At 60.1% G+C, this 24099-nt stretch carries 17 protein-coding genes and 1 pseudogene; 3 read left to right on the top strand and 15 right to left on the bottom strand.

The window, feature by feature from the left end:
• Window positions 1–5: 5 nt before the first annotated feature.
• Window positions 6–158: pseudogene (locus tag PSH69_RS01990) on the top strand (excinuclease); the annotation flags it as partial.
• 342 nt (window positions 159–500) lie between these two features.
• On the opposite strand, the gene PSH69_RS01985 reads toward PSH69_RS01990, so the two are convergent.
• Window positions 501–884 (bottom strand): type II toxin-antitoxin system PemK/MazF family toxin, encoded by a 384-nt coding sequence (locus PSH69_RS01985; protein ID WP_370695225.1) that lies wholly within the window; start codon window positions 882–884, stop codon window positions 501–503.
• A 104-nt stretch (window positions 885–988) separates the two neighbouring features.
• Window positions 989–1885 carry a LysR family transcriptional regulator gene (locus tag PSH69_RS01980; RefSeq protein ID WP_111453918.1) on the bottom strand — a complete coding sequence of 299 codons (897 nt, stop codon included), beginning with the start codon at window positions 1883–1885 and terminating at the stop codon, window positions 989–991.
• 118 nt (window positions 1886–2003) lie between these two features.
• Here PSH69_RS01980 and PSH69_RS01975 point away from each other — a divergent pair, with 118 nt between their 5' ends.
• The gene (locus PSH69_RS01975; protein WP_305410880.1) at window positions 2004–3278 is read left to right on the top strand and encodes an MFS transporter; all 1275 of its coding nucleotides are present in this window, start codon (window positions 2004–2006) and stop codon (window positions 3276–3278) included.
• 68 nt (window positions 3279–3346) lie between these two features.
• Here PSH69_RS01975 and hemE read toward each other — a convergent pair whose 3' ends face one another.
• The 11 genes from hemE to PSH69_RS01920 all read right to left on the bottom strand — a co-directional run bounded on the left by hemE (window position 3347) and on the right by PSH69_RS01920 (window position 19070).
• Window positions 3347–4414 (bottom strand): uroporphyrinogen decarboxylase, encoded by a 1068-nt coding sequence (gene hemE / locus PSH69_RS01970; protein ID WP_305410879.1) that lies wholly within the window; start codon window positions 4412–4414, stop codon window positions 3347–3349.
• A 153-nt stretch (window positions 4415–4567) separates the two neighbouring features.
• On the bottom strand, window positions 4568–5986 hold the full coding sequence (locus PSH69_RS01965) for an FAD-dependent oxidoreductase (RefSeq protein WP_007936832.1): 1419 nt from the start codon (window positions 5984–5986) through the stop codon (window positions 4568–4570).
• A 33-nt stretch (window positions 5987–6019) separates the two neighbouring features.
• Window positions 6020–10465, bottom strand: coding sequence for a glutamate synthase large subunit (gene gltB / locus PSH69_RS01960; RefSeq protein ID WP_305410878.1), 4446 nt, complete (start codon window positions 10463–10465; stop codon window positions 6020–6022).
• A 349-nt stretch (window positions 10466–10814) separates the two neighbouring features.
• The gene (locus PSH69_RS01955) at window positions 10815–12422 is read right to left on the bottom strand and encodes an AAA family ATPase (protein WP_305410877.1); all 1608 of its coding nucleotides are present in this window, start codon (window positions 12420–12422) and stop codon (window positions 10815–10817) included.
• A 10-nt stretch (window positions 12423–12432) separates the two neighbouring features.
• Window positions 12433–13533, bottom strand: coding sequence for a 3-dehydroquinate synthase (gene aroB / locus PSH69_RS01950; RefSeq protein WP_018928613.1), 1101 nt, complete (start codon window positions 13531–13533; stop codon window positions 12433–12435).
• Between the two features lie 150 nt (window positions 13534–13683).
• A complete protein-coding gene (aroK, locus tag PSH69_RS01945) occupies window positions 13684–14202 on the bottom strand; it encodes a shikimate kinase AroK (protein ID WP_019581860.1) in 519 nt (172 codons plus the stop codon).
• Window positions 14203–14206: 4 nt separating this feature from the next.
• Window positions 14207–16282 (bottom strand): type IV pilus secretin PilQ, encoded by a 2076-nt coding sequence (gene pilQ / locus PSH69_RS01940; RefSeq protein WP_305410876.1) that lies wholly within the window; start codon window positions 16280–16282, stop codon window positions 14207–14209.
• A gap of 13 nt (window positions 16283–16295) precedes the next feature.
• Entirely contained in the window at window positions 16296–16823 is a 528-nt protein-coding gene (locus tag PSH69_RS01935; RefSeq protein WP_305410875.1) for a pilus assembly protein PilP, read from the bottom strand.
• Window positions 16820–17443, bottom strand: coding sequence for a type 4a pilus biogenesis protein PilO (gene pilO / locus PSH69_RS01930; RefSeq protein ID WP_019581857.1), 624 nt, complete (start codon window positions 17441–17443; stop codon window positions 16820–16822). The genes PSH69_RS01935 and pilO overlap by 4 nt, the downstream gene beginning before the upstream one ends.
• Window positions 17440–18006: a PilN domain-containing protein gene (locus PSH69_RS01925; RefSeq protein WP_019581856.1), complete on the bottom strand. Its 567-nt coding sequence runs from the start codon at window positions 18004–18006 to the stop codon at window positions 17440–17442. Before PSH69_RS01925 ends, pilO begins: the two co-directional genes overlap by 4 nt.
• Window positions 18006–19070, bottom strand: coding sequence for a pilus assembly protein PilM (locus tag PSH69_RS01920; protein WP_305410874.1), 1065 nt, complete (start codon window positions 19068–19070; stop codon window positions 18006–18008). Before PSH69_RS01920 ends, PSH69_RS01925 begins: the two co-directional genes overlap by 1 nt.
• A 217-nt stretch (window positions 19071–19287) precedes the next feature.
• Between PSH69_RS01920 and PSH69_RS01915 the strand changes: the two genes are divergently transcribed.
• Complete coding sequence (locus PSH69_RS01915; protein WP_370695247.1) at window positions 19288–21726, top strand: penicillin-binding protein 1A; 2439 nt, start codon at window positions 19288–19290, stop codon at window positions 21724–21726.
• Between the two features lie 133 nt (window positions 21727–21859).
• Here PSH69_RS01915 and PSH69_RS01910 read toward each other — a convergent pair whose 3' ends face one another.
• Complete coding sequence (locus PSH69_RS01910) at window positions 21860–23128, bottom strand: malic enzyme-like NAD(P)-binding protein (RefSeq protein ID WP_204123936.1); 1269 nt, start codon at window positions 23126–23128, stop codon at window positions 21860–21862.
• Between the two features lie 182 nt (window positions 23129–23310).
• A complete protein-coding gene (locus tag PSH69_RS01905; RefSeq protein WP_305410872.1) occupies window positions 23311–24099 on the bottom strand; it encodes a thermonuclease family protein in 789 nt (262 codons plus the stop codon).

Below are 24099 nucleotides of genomic sequence, written 5' to 3'. Positions count from 1 at the left end.
AGGGTCAAGGAGACCAGCATGCCGGCGCCAACGCCGTGACCAACATCGTCAGCTTCTACAAGAGCAATGAGCGCAAGGATGCCAAGACCTATGAGTGCCACGCTGGGGCGATCATGGCCGGGGTTGCGTTGAAGGGGGATTTGGCGAAGGTTCAGTAAAAGCAGTGATGAGTTGAACGCAATCCTGTGGCGAGCGAGCTTGCTCGCGCCGGTCTGCGCAGCAGCCCCCAAAAACTCTGGAATTCATTGCTGATTTTTGTGAGCGCTGCGCACTCAAGCGGGAGCAAGCTCCCTCGCTACAACGACAAAGGGCGCCTTTCGGCGCCCTTTCACAAACAGGTCGGCTTGTCATCGCCCAGTACCTGCCTGGCTCTGCGATGGCTGGTTACCCAGGATCCTCAGAGTCTCACAAGCCCCTTTCGGGAACGCGGTCAGTATTGCTTGAAACTGAATGGGAGACAACGGGTGGCGACTTGCCCAACTGCGCCATATCTGATGACATCACAGACCAAGAGCGCTACGTACCGCGGCTTTGATTGCGTAAAACTCATCTGTTGCAAGTTGTGAAATGAGGTACACACGCTTTCCATGACGGTCTCGACTTTTTATCCGGTCAAGTCTGGACAGACTCACTGTCGCAACCATATCGCATTTTGCCCAGCAGGTTGGGCTGGCTCCCTGCAGATGACTCTGAAGCTCCAGGTGATGTTGAAGCACACAATTCGGCGCAGTGGTACTCAACGGGACAACAGTCACTAATAGGCTGTTGGTTCTGTGCTTGCGTATGACAACAACGGGCCTGACCTTGATCATTTCAGGAACTTCGTAACCCCTGAAATCACAAATCAGCACGCTGCCTTCCTTGGGCTGGTATCGAAGTGGCATCCATGGCACTCGTTTTAAAGAAATCAATTCTGCGCAAGAATTGGCTAAATCACTAAGACGGATCCATTACTTGAAGTGTCCTGAGTGCGGTGATTTGCTCGCTTTCACTTCCCTTCAACCTTACGCGTCAACAACTCCACAAACGCCTTGGCCATCGGCGACTTCTGATCCTTGCGCTGCACCAGCCACACCGCCGAAATAGCCTCTGGATCGAGCAATGGCCGATACACCACGCCATCAATGCGCATCCGCTGATAAGACGCCGGCAACACCGACACCCCCAAACCCGCCGCCACCAGCCCGATGATGGTCATCGCCTCGCCCGCCTCCTGGGCAAAGTGCGGGCTGAAGCCGGCGTCCCGCGCCAGAGTGAGCAGTTGTGCGTACAGACCGCTGCCATAGCTGCGCGGAAAAAATACGAACGGCTCGAGGGCCAGAGCGGACAGGAACAGACCTTCTTCGCTGCCATCCACCAGCGGATGCTTGGAGCTGAGCACCGCCACCAATGGCTCACGCATCAGCTCCACCACGCTGAGGGAGTCCGGCAAGCCCAACGGTCGCATGATGCCGACTTCGATCGACTCGTCCACCAGCGCATCGGCCACTTGGGTGCTGCTCATTTCCCGCAGGTTCAGGTGCACCGCCGGGAAGCGCTGGCGAAACGAGAAAATCGCCTGGGGAATGGTCGAGTTGAACGGCGCCGACGAGGTGAAGCCGATCTTCAGTTCACCCAATTCACCAAGTTGTGCCCGCCGAGCCACATCCGCCGCTTTGTCGACCTGCGCCAGCGCCAGCCGCGCCTCTTCCAGAAACAGCCGACCGGCCTCACTCAGCTCGACCCGACGATTGGTCCGTTCGAACAGACGCGCCCCCACTTCCTGTTCCAGCGCCTGAATCTGCTGGCTCAGCGGCGGCTGCGAGATGCCCAGCACTTGGGCGGCGCGGCCGAAATGCAGTTCTTCGGCGACGGCAATGAAGTAGCGCAGGTGACGCAATTCCATGAAAACTCCATTAGGTCGTTAAACCTATCAAACAGGTCGAACAATATATTGGATAGAAACATTAGCCAGCTATATGATTTTTTCATTGCCTGACCGGCTGCGTCCTCCGAGGTCCGAAGTGAAAACTGCTGTCGCCCCACTCGCCCATGAAATTCCGCCCGCCGCGTTGAATGATGTCGTCACTGAACGCAACGAGATGTACATCGAGAAAGGCACACCGATGTTTATGCGCACGGTGCTGGCGCTGTTTTCCGGAGGCTTCGCGACCTTTGCCTTGCTCTACTGCGTACAGCCGATGATGCCGCTGCTGTCCCGCGAGTTTTCCATCAATGCGGCCCAGAGCAGCCTGATCCTGTCGGTCGCCACCGGCATGCTGGCTATCGGATTGCTGATCACCGGCCCCATCTCCGATCGCATCGGGCGTAAACCGGTGATGGTCGCCGCACTGTTCGCCGCCGCACTGTGCACCATGGCCAGTGCGATGATGCCGAGCTGGCAAGGCGTGCTGGTGATGCGGGCGCTGGTTGGGCTGTCGCTGAGCGGTCTGGCGGCGGTGGCAATGACTTACCTAAGTGAAGAAATTCACCCGCAGCACATCGGCCTGGCCATGGGCTTGTACATCGGTGGCAACGCCATCGGCGGCATGTGCGGACGATTGATTGTCGGGGTGCTGATCGACTTCGTCAGCTGGCACACGGCAATGCTGGTCATCGGCGGCCTGGCGCTGATTGCCGCCGCGGTGTTCTGGAAAATCCTTCCCGAGTCGCGCAATTTCCACGCCCGCTCGCTGCACCCGCGTAGCCTGCTCGACGGCTTCACCATGCACTTTCGCGACGCCGGCCTGCCGCTGCTGTTTGTCGAAGCGTTCGTGCTGATGGGCGCGTTCGTTACCCTGTTCAACTACATCGGCTATCGCCTGCTGGCCGAGCCGTATCACATGGACCAGGCCTTCGTCGGGCTACTCTCGGTGGTGTACCTGTCGGGCATCTACAGCTCGGCGAAAATCGGCGCCCTGGCCGACCAGCTCGGCCGGCGCAAAGTGCTCTGGGCAACCATTGTGGTGATGCTCGCGGGCCTTGCGTTGACGATGTTTACGCCCCTGCCAGTAGTGATCTTAGGCATGCTGGTCTTCACCTTCGGCTTCTTCGGCGCGCATTCGGTGGCCAGCAGCTGGATCGGCCGTCGCGCGACCAAGGCCAAGGGGCAGGCGACGTCGTTGTACTTGTTCAGCTATTACGCCGGGTCGAGTATCGCGGGTACGGCGGGCGGTATGGCCTGGCATCTGGGTGGCTGGAACGGGATCGGACTGTTCATCAGCGGATTGCTGGTGATTGCGCTGTTGGTGGCGTTGAAACTGGCGAAGTTGCCGCCGTTGGAGAATTTGAAAGCTTAAGGCTGCGATCCTTTGATTTTGATGCAAAAACGCCCGGCAAATGCCGGGCGTTTTTTATCGGGCGACGATCACTCGTGATACTGCGCCGACAATTCATGCACCGCACGCAGGAACGCACCAGCGTGCTCCGGGTCGACTTCCGGGGTAATGCCATGGCCAAGGTTGAACACGTGACCGCTGCCCTTGCCGTAGCTGGCGAGGATCCGGCCGACTTCGGTGCGGATGGCCTCTGGCTTGGCGTAAAGCACGGTCGGGTCCATGTTGCCTTGCAGAGCGACTTTGTTGCCGACGCGTTGGCGGGCTTCGCCGATGTCGCAAGTCCAGTCCAGGCCCAGCGCATCAGCGCCGGCGTCGGCGATGCTTTCCAGCCACAGGCCGCCATTCTTGGTGAACAGGATGACCGGCACTTTGCGGCCTTCATGTTCGCGGATCAGGCCGCTGACGATTTTGCGCATGTAGGCCAGGGAGAATTCCTGGTACGCCGCCGCCGAGAGATTGCCGCCCCAGGTATCGAAGATCTGCACCGCTTGCGCGCCGGCCAGGATCTGGCCATTGAGATACGAGGTGACCGACTGCGCAAGCTTGTCCAGCAGCAGGTGCATGGCTTGCGGGTTGTCGTAGAGCATGGCCTTGGTCTTGCGGAAGTCTTTCGACGAGCCGCCTTCGACCATATAGGTGGCCAGCGTCCACGGGCTGCCGGAGAAACCGATCAGCGGCACGCGGCCGTTCAGTTCGCGGCGGATGGTACTGACTGCGTCCATGACGTAGCCGAGGTCTTTCTGTGGATCAGGAATCGGCAAGACTTCGATGTCGGCCAGGGTGCTGACGACTTTTTTGAAGCGCGGACCTTCGCCGGTCTCGAAGTACAGGCCCTGGCCCATGGCATCGGGGATGGTCAGGATGTCGGAAAAGAGGATCGCCGCGTCCAGTTGCGGATAGCGGTCGAGCGGCTGCATCGTGACTTCGCAAGCGAACGCCGGGTTCATGCACAGGCTCATGAAGTCACCGGCCTTGGCACGGCTGGCGCGGTATTCAGGCAGGTAGCGACCGGCCTGACGCATCATCCACACGGGGGTGACGTCTACGGGTTGCTTGAGCAGGGCGCGAAGGAAACGGTCGTTCTTCAGGGCAGTCATGTCGGCATCCGGAAAAAAAGTGCGGGCATTTTCTCAGAGCGCGACGCAAAAGGCACGGCAAGAGCCGATCCTTTTGTCTATCGGGTCAATTTGTCGCGGTTTCGGCATCGAAAGATCGTTCCCACACAGGGCGTGGGAACGATCAGTGGAGGGTTAAACGCCCAGGTAATCCAGGATTCCTTCGGCGGCATTGCGGCCTTCGAAGATCGCCGTCACCACCAGGTCGGAACCGCGCACCATGTCGCCACCGGCGAAGATTTTCGGGTTGCTGGTCTGGTGCTTGTACTGGCCTTGCTCCGGCGCCACGACGCGGCCCTGGCTGTCGGTCTGGATGCTGAACTGCTCGAACCACGACGCCGGGCTTGGACGGAAACCGAACGCGATGACCACGGCGTCGGCCGGGATAATCTCTTCGGAACCCGGGATCGGCTCGGGGCTGCGACGGCCACGGGCATCCGGCTCGCCGAGACGGGTCTCGACCACCTTCACGCCTTCGACACGGTCTTCACCGACGATTGCGATCGGCTGGCGGTTGTAGAGGAACTTCACGCCTTCTTCCTTGGCGTTCTTCACCTCTTTGCGCGAGCCCGGCATGTTCGCTTCGTCACGACGATAGGCACAGGTCACTGCCTTGGCGCCCTGACGAATCGAGGTACGGTTGCAGTCCATCGCCGTGTCACCGCCGCCCAGAACCACCACCTTCTTGCCTTTCATATCGACGAAATCTTCCGGCGACTTTTCAAAGCCCAGGTTGCGGTTGACGTTGGCGATCAGGAAGTCCAGCGCGTCGTGCACGCCCGGCAGGTCCTCGCCGGCGAAGCCGCCCTTCATGTAGGTGTAGGTGCCCATGCCCATGAAGACCGCATCGAATTCTTCGAGCAGTTGTTCCATGGTCACGTCCTTGCCCACTTCGGTGTTCAGACGGAACTCGATGCCCATCCCGGTGAAGACTTCGCGGCGATTGCTCAACACGGTCTTTTCCAGCTTGAACTCGGGAATGCCAAAGGTCAGCAGACCGCCGATTTCCGGGTTCTTGTCGAACACCACCGGCGTCACGCCGCCACGCACCAGCACGTCGGCACAGCCCAGGCCCGCAGGGCCCGCACCGATTACCGCAACACGCTTGCCAGTCGGCTTGACCTTGGACATGTCCGGGCGCCAACCCATGGCGAACGCGGTGTCAGTGATGTACTTCTCCACCGAACCGATGGTCACCGCACCGAAACCGTCGTTGAGGGTGCAGGCACCCTCGCACAGACGATCCTGTGGACACACCCGACCGCAGACTTCCGGCAGGGTGTTGGTCTGGTGCGACAGTTCGGCGGCCTGGAGGATGTTGCCCTCGGCCACCAATTTGAGCCAGTTGGGAATGAAGTTGTGCACCGGGCACTTCCATTCGCAATACGGGTTACCGCAGCCCAGGCAGCGGTGGGCCTGGTCGGCCGACTGCTGGGGTTTGAACGGCTCGTAGATTTCCACGAACTCTTTCTTGCGTTGACGCAACAGTTTCTTCTTCGGATCCTTGCGCCCGACATCGATGAACTGGAAGTCGTTATTCAGACGTTCAGCCATTGTTAAAACCTCATCAAACTCTTCAGGCGCATATCACTGCGGGTTGGCACGGGTGCTGGAAAGCAACGATTTCAGGTTGGCAGCCTTGGGCTTGACCAGCCAGAAACGACGCAGATAGTCATCGAGGTTTTCAGCGAGGTTACGACCCCACTCGCTGTCGGTTTCCTCGACGTATTCGTTCAGCACGCGTTGCAAGTGGCTGCGATAGGCTTCCATCGCCTCACCGCTGATCCGCTGGATTTCCACCAGTTCGTGGTTGACCCGGTCAACGAAGGTGTTGTCCTGGTCGAGCACGTAGGCGAAACCGCCGGTCATGCCTGAGCCGAAGTTGTAACCGGTCTTGCCCAGAACGCAGACGAAACCACCGGTCATGTACTCGCAGCAGTGATCGCCTGTGCCTTCCACCACAGTGTGAGCACCGGAGTTACGCACCGCGAAACGCTCACCCGCGGTGCCGGCGGCGAACAGCTTGCCGCCGGTGGCGCCATACAGGCAGGTGTTGCCGATGATGGCACTGTCCTGCGTCTTGTAGACGCTGCCTTTCGGCGGAACGATGACCAGTTTGCCGCCGGTCATGCCTTTGCCGACGTAGTCGTTGGCATCGCCTTCCAGGTACATGTTCAGACCGCCGGCGTTCCACACGCCGAAGCTCTGACCCGCCGTGCCTTTGAAGCGGAAGGTGATCGGCGCGTTGGCCATGCCCTGGTTGCCGTGTTTGCGGGCGATTTCACCGGAGATCCGCGCGCCGATGGAACGGTCGCAGTTGCAGATATCCAGGGCGAAATCGGCACCGCTCAGGTCGTTGATCGCTGAGGTGGCCATGTCGACCATTTTCTCGGCCAACAGGCCTTTGTCGAACGGCGGGTTGCGGTCGACCTGGCAGAATTGAGGCTTGTCTGCCGGGATGTGATCGCTGCCGAGCAACGGGGTCAGGTCCAGGTGGTTCTGCTTGGCGGTCTGGCCTTCGAGGACTTCCAGCAGATCGGTACGACCGATCAGCTCTTCGAGGGAGCGCACGCCCAGCTTGGCCAGCCACTCACGGGTTTCTTCGGCGACGTAGGTGAAGAAATTCACCACCATGTCGACGGTCCCGATGTAGTGATCCTTGCGCAGCTTCTCGTTCTGAGTCGCGACGCCGGTGGCGCAGTTGTTCAGGTGGCAGATGCGCAGGTATTTGCAGCCCAGGGCGATCATTGGCGCGGTGCCGAAGCCGAAGCTTTCAGCGCCGAGGATCGCGGCCTTGATCACGTCGAGGCCGGTTTTCAGGCCACCGTCGGTTTGTACCCGGACTTTGCCGCGCAGGTCGTTGCCACGCAGGGTCTGGTGCGTTTCGGCCAAGCCGAGCTCCCATGGTGCGCCCGCGTACTTGATCGAGGTCAGTGGCGATGCACCGGTGCCGCCGTCGTAGCCGGAGATGGTGATCAAGTCCGCGTAGGCCTTGGCCACACCGGCCGCGATGGTGCCGACGCCCGCTTCTGCCACCAGTTTCACTGAAACCAGCGCATTCGGGTTGACTTGTTTCAGGTCGAAAATCAGCTGGGACAAGTCTTCGATCGAATAGATGTCGTGGTGCGGTGGAGGCGAAATCAGGGTCACGCCCGGCACCGCGTAACGCAGCTTGGCGATCAGACCGTTGACCTTGCCGCCTGGCAACTGACCACCTTCGCCGGGCTTGGCACCCTGGGCGACTTTGATCTGCAGCACTTCAGCATTGACCAGGTATTCCGGGGTCACACCAAAGCGGCCAGTGGCGACCTGCTTGATTTTCGAGCTCTTGATGGTGCCGTAGCGCGCCGGGTCTTCGCCGCCTTCGCCGGAGTTCGAACGCGCGCCGAGACGGTTCATGGCTTCGGCCAGGGCTTCGTGGGCTTCCGGCGACAGAGCGCCCAGCGAAATACCAGCGGAGTCGAAGCGCTTGAGCACCGACTCCAGAGGCTCGACTTCGCTGATGTCCAGCGGCGTGTCGAGGGTTTTGACCTTGAGCAGGTCGCGGATCATCGACACCGGGCGGTTGTCCACCAGCGCCGTGTATTCCTTGAACTTGCTGTAGTCGCCCTGCTGCACTGCGGCTTGCAAGGTGTTGACCACGTCCGGGTTGTAGGCGTGATATTCGCCACCGTGGACGAACTTCAACAGACCGCCCTGCTGGATCGGCTTGCGCGGGCTCCAGGCTTCGGCCGCCAGGGCTTTCTGCTCGGCTTCGATGTCGACGAAACGTGCACCCTTGATGCGGCTTGGCACGCCACGGAAGCTCAGTTCGCAGACTTCTTCGGACAAGCCGATGGCTTCGAACAGCTGCGCACCGCGATACGACGTGATGGTCGAGATGCCCATCTTCGACAGGATCTTGAGCAGGCCCTTGGTGATGCCTTTGCGGTAGTTCTTGAACACCTCATAGAGGTCGCCCAGCACTTCACCGGTGCGGATCAGGTCACCCAGCACTTCATAGGCCAGGAACGGGTAGACCGCCGAGGCGCCGAAACCGATCAGCACCGCGAAGTGGTGCGGATCACGAGCGGTCGCGGTTTCCACCAGAATGTTGGAGTCGCAACGCAGGCCTTTTTCGGTCAGGCGGTGGTGCACGGCACCGGTCGCCAGCGAAGCGTGGATCGGCAGCTTGCCCGGAGCAATGTGACGGTCACTCAGTACGACCTGGGTGCGACCGGCGCGAACGGCTTCTTCAGCCTGATCGGCGACGTTACGCACTGCGGCTTCGAGGCCCACGCTCTCGTCGTAGTTGAGGTCGATGATCTGACGCTCGAAACCTGGGCGATCGAGGTTCATCAGCGAGCGCCATTTGGCCGGAGAAATGACCGGCGAGCTGAGGATCACGCGCGAGGCGTGTTCCGGCGACTCCTGGAAGATGTTGCGCTCAGCACCGAGGCAGACTTCCAGCGACATGACGATGGCTTCGCGCAGCGGGTCGATCGGCGGGTTGGTGACCTGCGCGAACTGCTGACGGAAATAGTCGTACGGCGTACGCACGCGCTGGGACAGCACGGCCATCGGCGTATCGTCGCCCATCGAGCCGACGGCTTCGTAGCCTTGCTCGCCGAGCGGACGCAGCACCTGGTCGCGCTCTTCGAACGTGACCTGGTACATCTTCATGTACTGCTTGAGCTGGTCGACGTCGTAGAACGCTGAACCGTGGTCGTTGTCTTCCATGGTCGCCTGAATGCGCAGGGCATTCTTGCGCAGCCATTGCTTGTACGGATGACGGGACTTCAAGCGGTTGTCGATGGCGTCGGTGTCGAGGATCTGACCGGTTTCGGTGTCCACGGCAAAGATCTGGCCCGGGCCGACACGCCCCTTGGCGATCACGTCTTCAGGCTGGTAGTTCCAGACACCGATTTCCGAGGCCAGGGTGATGAAGCCGTTCTTGGTGGTCACCCAACGCGCCGGACGCAGACCGTTACGGTCGAGCAGGCACACCGCGTAACGACCGTCGGTCATTACTACGCCAGCCGGGCCGTCCCACGGTTCCATGTGCATCGAGTTGTATTCGTAGAACGCACGCAGGTCCGGGTCCATGGTTTCGACGTTCTGCCACGCAGGCGGAATGATCATCCGCACGCCACGGAACAGGTCGATGCCACCGGTGACCATCAGCTCGAGCATGTTGTCCATGCTGGAGGAGTCGGAACCGACACGGTTCACCAGCGGGCCGAGTTCATCCAGATCCATCAGATCATTGGTGAACTTGGTGCGACGGGCCTGCGCCCAGTTGCGGTTGCCGGTGATGGTGTTGATTTCGCCGTTGTGGGCAAGGAAGCGGAACGGCTGCGCCAGCGGCCATTTCGGCAGCGTGTTGGTCGAAAAGCGCTGGTGGAACACGCAGATCGAAGTTTGCAGGCGCTGGTCGCTCAGGTCTGGATAGAAGGCGGTCAAATCCGCCGGCATCATCAGGCCTTTGTAAATAATGGTCTTGTGGGAAAAGCTGCAGATGTAGTGATCGACATCGGCGGCATTGGCCACGGACGAACGACGACGGGCGCTGAACAGCTTGATCGCCATGTCCTGATCGCTCAGGCCTTCACCACCGATGAACACTTGCTCGATCAGCGGCAGACGCTCGAGGGCCAGGCGGCCGAGGACGCTGGTGTCGATCGGCACTTTGCGCCAGCCGACCAGGGTCAGGCCTTCGGCCAGGATTTCGCGGTTCATGTTCTCGCGAGCGGCTTCGGCTTTCACCGGATCCTGGTTGAAGAAGACCATGCCCACGGCATATTGCTTGGGCAGTTCGACGCCGAAGGTTTCCTGGGCGATGGCACGCAGGAACACATCCGGCTTTTGAATCAGCAGACCGCAACCGTCACCGGTCTTGCCGTCGGCGTTGATCCCACCGCGGTGGGTCATGCAGGTCAGGGCCTCAATGGCCGTTTGCAAAAGGGTATGACTGGGCTCGCCCTGCATATGGGCTATCAGGCCAAAACCGCAGTTATCCTTGAATTCATCTGGTTGGTACAGACCTGCTTTCATAGACACTTTCTCACCAGGCTGCCTCTTATCGAGGCAAATTTCTTTTCAATTCAACCAGTTACCATCCACGCCGAACGTACGCCAGCTTTGCGGGGCAAAAGGGAGGTCATTGTACACACCGACACAGAGGCTCACAAATTTGACGACGAAATGTCGCAAATCTATGTCGCATTTGTGAAAGGTTTAAAGCGATATGCTGTGCTAGTCAAAACTTTTTTAATTTTGACCGCAGCGACTCAAAGACTACTGTGACGCAGACACCACAAGGCACGCGGCCTGTAGAGGCGGCATGCGCTTGTAGAAATTTTGAGGTGCTTGGAGAGGCGGCCTGGGTAAGGCCGCCGAATCTTCAGCGAGTTGTTGCCAGTTCCTGTTGGACGCTGGCGACAGTGCGAGGCCAAGGTTTACCAGCCTGAACCTTCGCTGGCAAGGCCTTGATGGCAGTAACAGCTGCATCGCGGCTGGCGAAGCTGCCGTAGGTGATGACGTAAAGCGGCTTGCCGTTGAGCACTTTCTTGAAATAACGGTACTCGCCGCCCTGCTCCTTGACGAAGTTTTGCGCGGTCGATTCGGAGCTGGTGCCAAGGATCTGCACTACGTAGCTGCCCGGTGCCTGGCCTGCGTACCAGCTGCCACCAGCGGCTTTGGCCACGGCAGCTGGCTTCTCGGCGGGTTTGGCCACGACGGCCGGCTTGGCGGGCGCTGGAGCCGGTTTGGCAGCCGGTGCAGGCGCTGGCTTGGCCACAGGCGCGACAGGCTTGGCGGTCGCGATTTGAGTCGGCGCAGGCGTCGGCTTGGCAGCCGGTGTCGGCGCGGGCCCCGCTGGAACGCCTGCCGGTGGCGCAGTGGTGGTCACGGTCGGCGATGTGGCGCTGGAGCCTTCGACCGGTACGCCATCATCGCCTTCGGTAATGCCTCCAGCCGCTTCGGCCAACGGACCACGCATCACTGGCTGCGAGTTACCGACCAACGGCAATGGCATCGGTTGCGTATTACCGGCGAACTCCACGGCTGGAGCGCCTGCGCTGTTAGGTTTTGGCGTGCCCTGGCCCAGCGGCAGTTGTGCCTGTTCGTTGGCTGGCGCGCCGGTGGTCGGTGCCTTGTTGCGACCTGGCATCAACCAGGCGGCAGCAACCGCGACCACGACGACGGCGGAAATTGCCAATACGTGTTTCTTCGGCATGTTGAACCCCATACTTGGACGCTTGACCGCTGAGCGGCTGGCAATCATGGCTTCGATCATTGCATCGCGGGCGACCTGGTTGATGTTGCCAGGCCAACCGTCGGAGCTTTCGTGAATATCAGAGATCTGATCCGCGGTGAAAAGTTCGATTCCCCGGCCAGCACCTTCGAGACGCTGATCCAGATACTCGCGGGTTTCTTCTTCGGTGTAGGGCTGCAATTCGATGACGTGAAAACGCTCTTCCTCGAGGCTCAGCGCATCAAGTTGAGCAATCAGCGAGGACTCACCGAACAGGAATACGTGCGGACGACCTTCCGGCGCGCCGGCAGCCAGGGCCAACAAGGCTTCCAGTGCAGACTCGTCGAGTTGCTCGGCGTCATCCACCAGCAAATAGACTTCCTGCCCCGTGAGCGCAAGCTGCACCACTTGAGCCAGGATCGCACCGACTTCGGCCTGGACAACGTTCAGCGCCTGAGCCACTTGATTCAGCACGCCAGCGGCATCGCCGGCGCCACGGGCGGAAACCACCACGCTCTGCACTGACTGTTTGTTGGTGCTGGCCACCAGGGCCTGACGCAACAGGGTTTTGCCGCTGCCTTGCGGGCCAGTGACCACCAGCAGCAACTGGCTGTAGCGAGCCAGGTGGTGCAGTTGCCCCAGCACCGGTTTGCGCTGGGCCGGGAAGAATTTGAAGCCAGGCACCCGTGGAGCGAAAGGGTCATGACTTAACTGGTAATGGCCGAGGAAAGCCTCGTCGGCATGCAAACTAGTCATCGGGATCTTATTAACCTTTAAGCTGAGCCAGGGCGCGGTAATCCGCTCCCAGCGTGGCCTGTAAAACCTCTTTCGGATAATCGTCGGTCACCACTGCTTCGCCCATGTGGCGCAGCAGCACCAGGCGCAAACGACCGTCGATCACTTTCTTGTCAATTGCCATGTGTTCGAGAAAATCGGCTTCGGTCATCTCTTCCGGCGGGATGACCGGCAGGCCGGCGCGCTGGAACAGGCGAATACCGCGATTACGCTCCTCTTCGCTGATCCAGCCCAGCCGCGCGGACATTTCCAAAGCCATCACGGTGCCAGCAGCGACTGCTTCACCATGCAACCAGACACCATAGCCCATATGGGTTTCGATCGCGTGGCCGAAGGTATGTCCCAGGTTCAACGTGGCACGCACGCCGGTCTCTTTCTCGTCGGCACCAACCACCGCAGCCTTGGCCGCACAGGAACGTTCGATGGCGTAAGTCAGGGCGGCCTGGTCCAGGGCGCGCAGGCGATCGACGTTTTCTTCGAGCCAGGTCAGGAACGGCTCGTCACAGATCAGCCCGTACTTGATGACTTCCGCCAGCCCGGCAGACAGTTCGCGGGCCGGCAGTGTGTTGAGGGTGGCGGTATCGATCAGCACCACGTTGGGCTGATAGAAGGCGCCGACCATGTTCTTGCCCAGCGGATGATTGATCCCGGTCTTGCCGCCCACCGAGGAATCGACTTGCGACAGCAACGTGGTCGGCACCTGGATGAAATCGACGCCCCGCTGGTAGCAGGCCGCGGCAAAACCGGCCATGTCACCGATCACGCCGCCACCGAGGGCAATCACCGTGGTGCGACGGTCGTGCCGAGCGGTCAGCAGGCCATCGAAAATCAGTTGCAGGGTTTCCCAGGTCTTGAAGGCTTCGCCATCAGGCAGCACCACGGAAATGACCGAGAACTGCGCCAGACTGCGGGTCAGACGCTCGAGGTAGAGCGGCGCGACGGTCTCGTTGGAGATGATCGCCACCTGCCGCCCGCGGATATGCGGGGCCAGCAGCTCTGGCTTATCCAACAAACCTTCGCCAATATGAATCGGGTAGCTGCGCTCGCCTAGATCGACCTTGAGTGTCTGCATGTGTCCCCACAGTGAAGATGGAATCAGGCGTCCTGCCTTGAGTTTACGAATTCCATGGCGTCTGCTGGTGTGACGCCGTCCGGTAGCCATCCGCCACAACCTTGAGCGGCTGCGACAGGACGCCGAGGATAGCGCATTTCGCCCCGTGCATTAACGGGGCGGCAGCTGCTGCAAGCGTTCGAGAATATCGAGCACCACCATCCGCGGCGGCCGCTCATCGGTTTCCACCACCAGGTCGGCGATTTCCCGATACAGCGGGTCACGGATCGCAAGCAAGTCCCGCAGGGTCTTGGCCGGATCGGCGGTGCGCAACAGTGGCCGATTGCGATCGCGAGCCGTTCGGCCCACTTGCTGCTCGACAGACGCGTGCAGATAGACCACCCGACCACCGGCGTGCAGCGCCCGACGATTGGCTTCGCGCATTACCGCTCCGCCACCGGTCGCCAACACCACGCCGTCGGACGCGCACAGCTCGGCAATCATCGCCTGCTCGCGGTCACGAAAGCCCGGTTCGCCTTCTTTATCGAAAATCCACGGGATATTGGCGCCCGTGCGCAATTCAATTTCCTTATCGGAATCTTTGAACGGCAGGCGCAGCTCTTTGGCCAGCAACCGGCCGATGGTGCTTTTTCCAGCCCCCATCGGTCCAACAAGAATCAAATTTCGCACAGAATCAATGACTCACAGCAATCGCCTGATTGTTCATGATACGCGGAGTGAGAAATACCAGCAGCTCGGATTTTTTCTCCGAAACCACGTCACGCCGGAAAAGGCGGCCAAGATACGGCACATCACCGAGAAATGGCACCTTATCTACAACCTTGCTCTGAGTATTTGAGAAAACCCCACCAATCACGATGGTCTCGCCGTCGTTGACCAATACCTTGGCGTTGACCTCGTTTTTCTTGATCGGCGGTACATCCTGCACTTTGTTCAGGTAGTCCGGTTCGTCCTTGGTGACCTTGACCTCCATGATGATGCGGTTGTCCGGGGTGATCTGCGGCGTCACTTCCAGGGACAGCGAGGCCTCCTTGAACGACACCGAAGTGGCACCGCTGGAGCTGGCTTCCTGATAGGGGATTTCGGTGCCCTTGAGGATTTTCGCGGTTTCCTTGTCGGACGTGACCACCTTGGGCTGCGAGACGATTTCCCCGTTGCCGGTTTTTTCCATGGCCGTCAGCTCAAGGTCCAGCAGCACATTGTCGGTAATGAAGGCGATACCGATCCCCGAGGTGTTGGAGGAAGTCCCGAGGTCGACGAACGGCGAGTTGGTGCTGGTGCTGCCCGGCGTGCCGACGGTGGTCGAAGAGCCGTTGACCCCGGAGCCGTTCCAATTACCCTTCTGCACTGAACCGCCCCAGCGCACGCCGAGGCTTTTGTCGTAATCGACGTTGGCCTCAACGATGCGCGCCTCGATCATCACCTGACGCACTGGAATATCCAGCTGTGCAACGATGCGACGCAATTCGTCGAGGCGGTCCTGGGTCTGGTAGGCAATGATGTTGTTGGTCCGCTCATCGACAGTGATTGAACCGCGCTCGTCGACTTTCGCCTCGGCACTGGTCACTGACTGGAACAGCTTGGCGATATCGGCAGCCTTGGCGTAGTTGACCTGCAACAGTTCGCGACGCAGAGGCGCCAGTTCGGCGATTTGCTTCTGCGACTCCAGCTCTTGACGCTCCCGGGCGGCGATTTCATCGGCCGGCGCCACCAGCAACACATTGCCAATCTTGCGCTTATCCAGGCCTTTGGTTTTCAACACCAGGTCCAGCGCCTGATCCCACGGCACATTCTGCAGGCGCAACGTGATGCCACCCTGCACCGTGTCACTGGCCACCAGGTTGAGGTTGGTGAAATCGGCGATCAGTTGCAGCACCGAGCGCACATCGATGTCCTGGAAATTCAACGAGAGCTTTTCGCCGCTGTAGGCAAAACGTTCGGCGTTGCGTTTTTGCAAGTCATCGACAGTCATCGGCCGGATGCTGACGGTCAGTTTGTTATCGGTCTGGTAGGTCGAATAATCGAAGGCGCCGCTGGGCTCGATGCTGATGATGGCCCGGTCGCCCGTGGCGCTGGCGTTGACGAACTGCACCGGGGTAGCGAAATCCTTGACGTCGAGACGGACGCGCAACCGCTCAGGCAATTGGGTTTTGGTGAAGCCGACGATGATCTTGCCATCGCGTTCCTGAATGTCCGGGGCGATGGACGGATCCGACAGATCGATAACCACGTTGCCTTCACCCTGGGTGCCGCGCTGGAAATCCACGCCACGAATAGCCTTGCCCACGGGAGCACTGGCTCTGGCGGGCGCGGGTACCGCCGTGGCCGCGCGTGGTGCGCTGGCAATCGGTTTGGACGCCTTGTTACCGGCCGCCTGCCCGACAACCACAAACAGGTTGTTGCCTTCGACACGTGCGCTATACGGAGTCAGTTGAGTCAGACCGATGATCAGCCGCGTGCGGTCCTTGGCTTCCACCACCGTGGCGCTGCGGGCATTGCCGCCGCCCAGGTCACGACTCTTGTTCGTCAGCTGGCTGGTAACTCCCGGCAAATCCAGCGCAATCCGCGCAGGCTGCTCAGTCGTATAGCCATGAGGCTGCGGTGGCGGCCCGTCGAACGACAACTTCAGCTCGACACGGTCACCAGGCAGCGCGGCGACATCCAGCGCTTTGAGGTTGGCCGCCTGTACCAACGGCGACAGAAACGCTATCCATAGCGAAATACCGAAGGTTGAGAAAATCCTGTTCATTGTTCGAGTTCCACTATGAGTGCTCTTTCAAAGGGATGGTCCGCGGCCGCTCCAGCCAGGCGCCTTCGCCATCGGGAACGATTTCGACCACATCGACTTGCGAAGCGCTGATGGCGACGATCCGCCCATCATTGCGTCCCAGGTAATCGCCGACTTTCAGCCGATGCACACCGCCCGCCCCGCGCAGCAGCGCAAAGGAGCCGGAGGCATTGGAGATTGTGCCGACCATTTCAAATTGTTCGATGTTGAAGCCTTCGAGGTACTGCTTGACCCGGTTGGGGTCGGGTTTGACGTTGCGCGAGCCGTGCTTCTGGCCAGCCAGATCGACTCTGACCTGCCGGGAGAACGGGCTGCGCAGGTTGGCAGCGCTGTAGGTGAATGTCGGATAAGACTGGAATGTCGGCGTTGGTTCAATCTTGCCGGGCGCTCGCAGACGCACTTCGTTCAGGTAGGCGTCGATGTCGCTGAAACCATTGTCACCGCCACAACCGGCCAGGGCGACCAGACACATAACCATCGACAGGCAACGAATCGGGTTCATTTCTGCAACCCCTTGTCGTTGTAGCGGTAGGTCTTGGCAAGGATGCTCATGCGCAGCTTCGGACCGCCTTCGGGATTGGCCGGCACCAGGTCGAAATCATGCAGGGTGACGATCCGCGGCAACCCCGCCACGCCGCTGACGAAAGTGGCCAGGTCGTGATAAGCGCCGGTGACGGTGATCTGGATAGGGAGTTCGATGTAGAACTGCTGGGTGACCTCCGGCAGCAGCTTGATCTCTTCGAACTCCAGGCCACTGCCCAGGCCGGTGCGGGTGATGTCCTCCAGCAGGCCGGGCACTTCGGTGTCGCTGGGCAATTGCCGTAATAGCATGCCGAAGGAGTTCTCCATTTCCTTCATCTGCTGGGTATACAACTCAAGATTGGCCGCCATGTGGGCCTTGGTCGCGAACTGCTCCTTGAGCGTCGACTCCTCCTCACGCTTGAGTTCCAGGTGGCTTTGCAGGTCGCTGATCAGGAAGCTATAGCCCAGGGCCAGCACCAGCACCATCAGCAGAACACTCGCAAGGACCTTGATCGCCCTTGGCCAGGAACCCATGTTGTTGGTGTCCAGATCGCTGATGTCGATCTGGCGCAACCCTTCGAGCCATTCGGACGGCCTCATTTAGCCACCCCCACAATTGCCGGCTGAGTCTGACGGACGGTCAACTGAAAAACATTGGCCTGATCCAGCTGACCGGCGGTGTTCGCTTTGACTTCCGTGAGATTGGGCGCATCGAACCAGTCGGATGCATCTAGATTGCGCATCAAATCCGAAACACGATTGTTGGACTCCGCCGCGCCGGTGATGGACAAGGTCTTGCCGACCATTTTCACTTCGGTGAAATACACGCCGTCCGGCAAGGTGCGCGCCAACTGATCGAAGATCCTCCCGCTGATCGGCCGATTGCCTTGCAGGTCCTGGATGATGCGCATGCGCTCGACGAGCTGCTGGCGACGAGCCTTCAGATCGCTGATCTGCTTGATCCGCTCGTCGACCACGGCAATCTGCTTGGCGATGTAATCGTTACGCGCGACTTGTCGATCAATGGCGCTGTTAATGACCTGGTCCGTGATCAGCAGCGCCCCCACCGACCCTGCCAGCACACCGACCAACGCCAGCAAAAAGCGTTTGCGCCGCGCTTCGCGCAACTCTTCACGCCAGGGTAAAAGATTGATCCGTGCCATCAGTCGAAACTCCTGAGGGCCAGCCCGCAGGCGATCATCAGTGCCGGCGCATCGCTCGCCAGGGCACTGGCGTTGACCCTGCTGCTCAGGGTCATGTCGGAGAATGGGTTAGCGACCTGGGTCGGCGTACCCAGGCGCTGCTCGATCAATCGATCCAGCCCTGGGACCGAGGCAGTGCCGCCGGCCAGGAGAATGTGATCGACCGAGCTGTATTGGCCGGAGGCAAAGAAAAACTGCAGTGAGCGCGATACTTGTTGCACCAACGCATCCCGAAACGGCTGCAAGACCTCACTGACGTAATCGTCCGGCAAGCCGCCCTGCTTCTTCGCCAACCCTGCCTGCTCGACCGTCAGGCCATAACGGCGCTGGATTTCTTCCGTCAGTTGTCGACCGCCGAACAATTGTTCGCGGGTGTAGATGATCCGCCCATTGTTCAACACACTCAGGGTGGTCATGGTGGCGCCGATATCGACCACCGCCACGGTCAGATGCTCCTGAGAGGCGGCCAGCTGGGTTGCCAGCAAGCCGAACGATCGCTCCAGGGCATAGGCCTCGACATCGACCACTCGCGCGGTCAGCCCGGCCAGGGCCAGGGCCGCTTCACGAACCTCGACGTTTTCCTTGCGACAGGCGGCCAGCAGCACATTGACCCGCTCGGGGTTGCGCACTGACGCGCCTTGCACTTCGAAGTCGATCGCCACTTCATCCAGCGGATACGGGATGTACTGATCAGCTTCGATCTTCAGCTGGTTTTCCATCTCCTCGTCGGAAAGACCGGCGTCCATCTCGATAGTCTTGGTGATCACCGCCGAGCCGGCGACCGCCACGGCGACGTTCCTCTGGCTGGTTTTGGCCTTGAGCAGCACGCGCGCAAGGGCCTGCCCCACGCCTTCGAGCTCGGCAATATTTTTTTCGACCACGGCACTGGCGGGCAGCGGCTCGACCGCATAGGCCTCGACCCGATAACGGTCGCCTTGGCGGCTTAACTCCAACAGCTTCACCGACGTAGAGCTGATGTCGATCCCCAGAAGCGCATTGGTTTTTTTATTGAAGAGTCCTAGCACTACCAATTCCCTATGACTATCCGTGAGTTACGGACTCTGTAATATCCATTGCGTTCAATACCCCCCGTCTTGACAGAAGCGCAAATGACGCTCCCTGCGGAAAAATGCTTATAATGCCGAGCGTTTTTCCGCTTTCACTGCAAGCGCGGGTCATTCTCTTTATAGCCTGAACCCTGATGCCTAATTCATTCTTTGCCCTGGATATCCAAAAGCCTTGATTCGTCTGCTGAAATTCTTCGGTTGGTCCATCGTCGCCGTTTTCTGCGGACTGCTCCTGGGTCTGAGCGGCGCTTTTCTTTACCTTAGCCCCGGATTGCCATCTGTGGAGGCGCTGAGAAGTATTCAGTTGCAGATTCCTTTGCGGGTGTACAGCAGCGACAACAAGTTGATCGCAGAATTTGGCGAAATGCGCCGTACGCCGATCCGTTTCGCCGACATTCCCCCCAATTTCATTAATGCGTTACTAAGTGCTGAAGACGACAATTTCGCCAACCACTATGGCGTCGATCCCAGCAGCCTGATGCGTGCCGCCACCCAGCTGGTAAAGAGCGGACACATTCAGTCCGGCGGCAGCACCATCACCATGCAGGTGGCGAAGAACTTCTTCCTGACCAGCGAACGCAGCTTCTCGCGCAAAACCACCGAAATCCTCCTGGCCCTGCAGATCGAACGGCAACTGACCAAGGACGAAATCCTCGAGCTGTACGTCAACAAGATTTACCTGGGCAACCGCGCCTATGGCATCGAGGCAGCGGCGCAGGTCTATTACGGCAAGTCGATTCGTGACGTCAGCCTGGCGCAGATGGCGATGATCGCCGGTCTGCCAAAAGCCCCGTCGCGCTTCAACCCGCTGGCCAACCCGGCCCGCAGCAAGGAGCGTCGCGACTGGATCCTGGGGCGCATGTACAAGCTCGGCAAGATCACCGAAGCCGACTACACCGCGGCGATCAACGAACCGCTGAACGCCAGCTATCACGTGCCGACCCCGGAAGTGAACGCACCGTACGTCGCCGAAATGGCCCGCGCCGAAATGGTCGGTCGCTATGGCAGCGATGCGTACACCGAAGGCTTCCGCGTCACCACCACGGTGCCGAGCGATTTGCAGGAAATGGCCAACACCGCGATTCACGAAGGCTTGATGACCTACGATCAACGGCACGGTTATCGCGGCCCCGAGTCACGCCTGCCGGGTAAAACCCGAGAGGCCTGGACCCTGGAACTGACCAAGCAGCGGACCATCAGCAGCCTGGAGCCGGCGATCGTGACCCAGGTCGACAAGAACGGCGTGCAGGTGCTGACCCGCACCGGCGAAGAGCACGTTGCCTGGGACACCATGAAGTGGGCCCGTCCGTTCCTGAACACCAACAGCATGGGCGCCAATCCGAAGCAGCCGTCGGACGTCGCGCAGGTCGGCGATCTGATTCGCGTGCAACGTCAGCCGGACAATTCGCTCAAATTCAGCCAGATTCCGCAGGCCCAGGGCGCACTGGTGTCCCTCGATCCGCAGAACGGCGCCATTCGTTCCCTGGTCGGCGGTTTTGCCTTCGAGCAGAGCAACTACAACCGCGCCATGCAGGCCAAGCGTCAACCGGGTTCGAGCTTCAAGCCGTTCGTCTATAGTGCCGCCCTGGATAACGGCTACACCGCCGCCAGCCTGGTGAACGACGCACCGATCGTGTTCGTCGACGAGTACCTGGACAAGGTCTGGCGCCCGAAGAACGACACAAACACCTTCCTCGGCCCTATCCGCATGCGTGAAGCGCTCTACAAGTCGCGCAACCTGGTATCGATCCGTCTGCTGCAAGCACTGGGCGTCGACCGCACCATCGACTACATCAGCAAGTTCGGCTTCAACAAGCAGGACCTGCCACGCAACCTGTCCCTGGCACTGGGCACCGCGACCCTGACGCCAATGGAAATCGCTACTGGCTGGAGCACCTTCGCCAACGGCGGCTACAAGATTTCCCCGTATATCATCGACAAGATCGAAAGCCGCAACGGCGACACACTGTTCGTTGCCAACCCGCCGAGCGTTCCGAAAGGCAACGTAGTCAGCGACGGCATCGCCGTGCCGGCCGCCAATACCTTCACCGTCAACGCCACCCCAGGCGAAGCGCCGAGCGCCCAGCCAGTGTCACAAGCGCCAGCAGTGGCCGAACGTATCATCGATGGCCGCACCACCTACATCCTCAACAGCATGCTTGAGGACGTAATCAAACTCGGCACTGGCCGTCGCGCACTGGCCTTGGGCCGCAGTGACATTGCGGGCAAGACCGGCACCACCAACGAATCCAAGGACGCCTGGTTCTCCGGCTACAACGCCGATTACGTGACCACCGTCTGGACCGGCTTCGACCAACCGGAAAGCCTGGGCAAACGCGAGTTCGGCGGCACCGTCGCCCTGCCGATCTGGATGAACTACATGGGCGCCGCCCTCAAAGGCAAGCCGCCTCATACCCAGCCGGAACCTGAAGGCATCCTCAGCCTGCGGGTCGACCCGGTCAGCGGCCGTGCAGCCACCCCAAGCACGCCTGGCGCCTACTTTGAGCTGTTCAAGGCCGAAGATACGCCGCCGTCGGTGAATGAGCTGGGTAACGGCAATGTGCCGGGCAGCCCGCTGCCAGCGGACGAAGCGGCGCCGATCGATTTGTTCTGATCGCCGCAACACCAAAAAGCCCCGCCTTCGAAAGAAGTGCGGGGCTTTTTATTGCCTGCCTGCAAACCCCTCAGATACAAAAAAGCCCCGACTCAGAATGAGTCGGGGCCTTTGGTTGAAGCGCTACAACGGCTTAGCCGTTGAACACGTCATCCACGCTTTTCAGCGGGTAGTTCTTCGGATACGGCAGGGTCGCCACGCCGGTCTCGATCGCAGCCTTGGCCACGGCATCGGAGATCACGGTGATCAGACGGGCATCCATTGGTTTCGGGATGATGTACTCACGACCGAATTCCAGCTTGATGCCGCCGTAGGCGTCGCACACTTCCTGAGGCACTGGCAGCTTGGCCAGTTCACGCAGGGCGTTGGCGGCAGCCACTTTCATTTCTTCGTTGATGCGCTTGGCGCGAACGTCCAGGGCACCACGGAAGATGAACGGGAAGCCCAGTACGTTGTTGACCTGGTTCGGGTAGTCCGAACGGCCGGTGGCCATGATCACGTCGTTGCGAGTGGCGTGCGCCAGTTCCGGGGAGATTTCCGGATCCGGGTTCGAGCATGCGAACACGATCGGGTTGGCCGCCATGGATTTCAGGCCTTCGGCGCTCAGCAGGTTCGGGCCGGACAGGCCAACAAACACGTCAGCGCCTTCCAGCGCGTCAGCCAGGGTGCGCTTGTCGGTCGCGTGAGCGAAGACAGCCTTGTACTGGTTCAGGTCGTCACGGCCGGAGTGGATCACACCGGTACGGTCAACCATGTAGATGTTTTCGATGTTGGCGCCCATGCTCACCAGCAATTTCATGCAGGAGATGGCGGCAGCACCGGCGCCCAGGCAGACGATCTTGGCTTCCGGCAGGGTTTTACCGGCGATTTCCAGGGCGTTGATCATGCCGGCAGCGGTCACGATCGCGGTACCGTGCTGGTCATCGTGGAATACCGGAATGTCGCACTGCTCGATCAGAGCGCGTTCGATTTCAAAGCACTCAGGCGCCTTGATGTCTTCCAGGTTGATGCCACCGAAGGTAATGGAGATACGCTTGACGGTGTCGATGAAGGCTTGCGGGCTTTCGGAGTCGACTTCGATGTCGAACACGTCGATGCCGGCGAAGCGCTTGAACAGAACACCTTTACCTTCCATCACCGGCTTGGAAGCCAATGGACCGAGGTTACCCAGGCCCAGAATCGCGGTGCCATCGGAAATGACTGCAACCAGGTTGCCTTTGCCGGTGTATTTGTAGGCCAGTTCAGGATCGCGGGCGATTTCGCGTACTGGTTCGGCTACGCCGGGGCTGTAGGCCAGCGACAGGTCGCGGGCGGTAGCAGTGGCCTTGGTGAGCTCGACACTCAGCTTCCCTGGACGAGGATTGGCGTGATATTCGAGAGCGGCAGTTTTCAAATCAGACATGTGGGCATTCCGCTTTTTACTGTTGGACAGACGGACCGCCGAGGATACTCGTGTCGCAAAGTCCCCACAAGACTGACCAGTCACCCCTGTCAAGCGCCCTGCCCTACGACTTTGGGCCAAGAGCCACGGAATACAAGGGGTAGACTGTTCACAATCTATAGAATAAATGTCTACAATTTTTCTTACGGTGCGACCCGCAACATCGCCGGATCGGTCAGCGGCAAAAGCCAGCGCGCCTGTCCGGGCTTCAGTCCGCCACGGCGCGAACGATCCACGACCCAGCCACGAGCCTCGATTTGCTTGCCTATGAGCCTTTCAAGCGATGCGCCATCGAACTGGCCCAACATATTGGGTGCAACCCGCAATACAACTGAATCCTGCAACTCGATCCAAACCCCGCCGCGATTGCGCTGAACCTTGCTCACACGACCACTGAGCACGGCGAAGCCGGACGCGTTGATCTGCTCCGCTTTCAGCACAGGTGACTGTCGCCACAGCCCGAGGCCGGCCTGACGAGCACTGCGTTCCGCCGCCTGCTGGCAGCCGACCAAATCGACGTTCGGCGCTACCGCGACCTGAAAACCGAAACCTTCAGCAAGCATCTGCGCTTCGAGGTTGGCGCCATCGACGCTGTAAACATGGGCCAGGGTGCGACCGTAATGGTCCTTGCCTTCTTTACCCGGCAGCAAACCGACCCGCCCGTCGCTGGCGGCCACCAGGGCTTCCAGGCGTTTGCGCGCGGCCACGGCGAACGGCTCGTCGGAACGACCCTGCTTGCCCAGCTCCGGCGTGTTCAAACCGATCATGCGCACACTGCGCCCATCGCTCAGACGCAAGGTGTCGCCATCCACCACCCGCTGCACCGCGACCGGCGTCAGCCCGCTCGGCGCCGGGCAGAAGGCCTGGGCAGCGGAAAGCCAAATCGCAGACATAAAAAAGGCGCCCGCAAGGGACGCCTTTTTCATCAGCAT

Origin of the sequence: Pseudomonas sp. FP1740 (genome assembly GCF_030687165.1) — a bacterium.
In the GTDB taxonomy this organism is placed as follows: Bacteria; Pseudomonadota; Gammaproteobacteria; order Pseudomonadales; family Pseudomonadaceae; genus Aquipseudomonas.
This window is presented reverse-complemented; position numbering and strand designations above follow the sequence as displayed.

What these genes read in the sequence shown, in the direction of transcription:
- PSH69_RS01985 (WP_370695225.1), bottom strand. Translation starts at nt 884, where the DNA reads ATGCCACTTCGATACCAGCCCAAGGAAGGCAGCGTGCTGATTTGTGAT.
- PSH69_RS01980 (WP_111453918.1), bottom strand. Translation starts at nt 1,885, where the DNA reads ATGGAATTGCGTCACCTGCGCTACTTCATTGCCGTCGCCGAAGAACTG.
- hemE (WP_305410879.1), bottom strand. Translation starts at nt 4,414, where the DNA reads ATGACTGCCCTGAAGAACGACCGTTTCCTTCGCGCCCTGCTCAAGCAA.
- PSH69_RS01965 (WP_007936832.1), bottom strand. Translation starts at nt 5,986, where the DNA reads ATGGCTGAACGTCTGAATAACGACTTCCAGTTCATCGATGTCGGGCGC.
- gltB (WP_305410878.1), bottom strand. Translation starts at nt 10,465, where the DNA reads ATGAAAGCAGGTCTGTACCAACCAGATGAATTCAAGGATAACTGCGGT.
- PSH69_RS01955 (WP_305410877.1), bottom strand. Translation starts at nt 12,422, where the DNA reads ATGACTAGTTTGCATGCCGACGAGGCTTTCCTCGGCCATTACCAGTTA.
- aroB (WP_018928613.1), bottom strand. Translation starts at nt 13,533, where the DNA reads ATGCAGACACTCAAGGTCGATCTAGGCGAGCGCAGCTACCCGATTCAT.
- pilQ (WP_305410876.1), bottom strand. Translation starts at nt 16,282, where the DNA reads ATGAACAGGATTTTCTCAACCTTCGGTATTTCGCTATGGATAGCGTTT.
- PSH69_RS01935 (WP_305410875.1), bottom strand. Translation starts at nt 16,823, where the DNA reads ATGAACCCGATTCGTTGCCTGTCGATGGTTATGTGTCTGGTCGCCCTG.
- pilO (WP_019581857.1), bottom strand. Translation starts at nt 17,443, where the DNA reads ATGAGGCCGTCCGAATGGCTCGAAGGGTTGCGCCAGATCGACATCAGC.
- PSH69_RS01925 (WP_019581856.1), bottom strand. Translation starts at nt 18,006, where the DNA reads ATGGCACGGATCAATCTTTTACCCTGGCGTGAAGAGTTGCGCGAAGCG.
- PSH69_RS01910 (WP_204123936.1), bottom strand. Translation starts at nt 23,128, where the DNA reads ATGTCTGATTTGAAAACTGCCGCTCTCGAATATCACGCCAATCCTCGT.
- PSH69_RS01905 (WP_305410872.1), bottom strand. Translation starts at nt 24,099, where the DNA reads ATGCTGATGAAAAAGGCGTCCCTTGCGGGCGCCTTTTTTATGTCTGCG.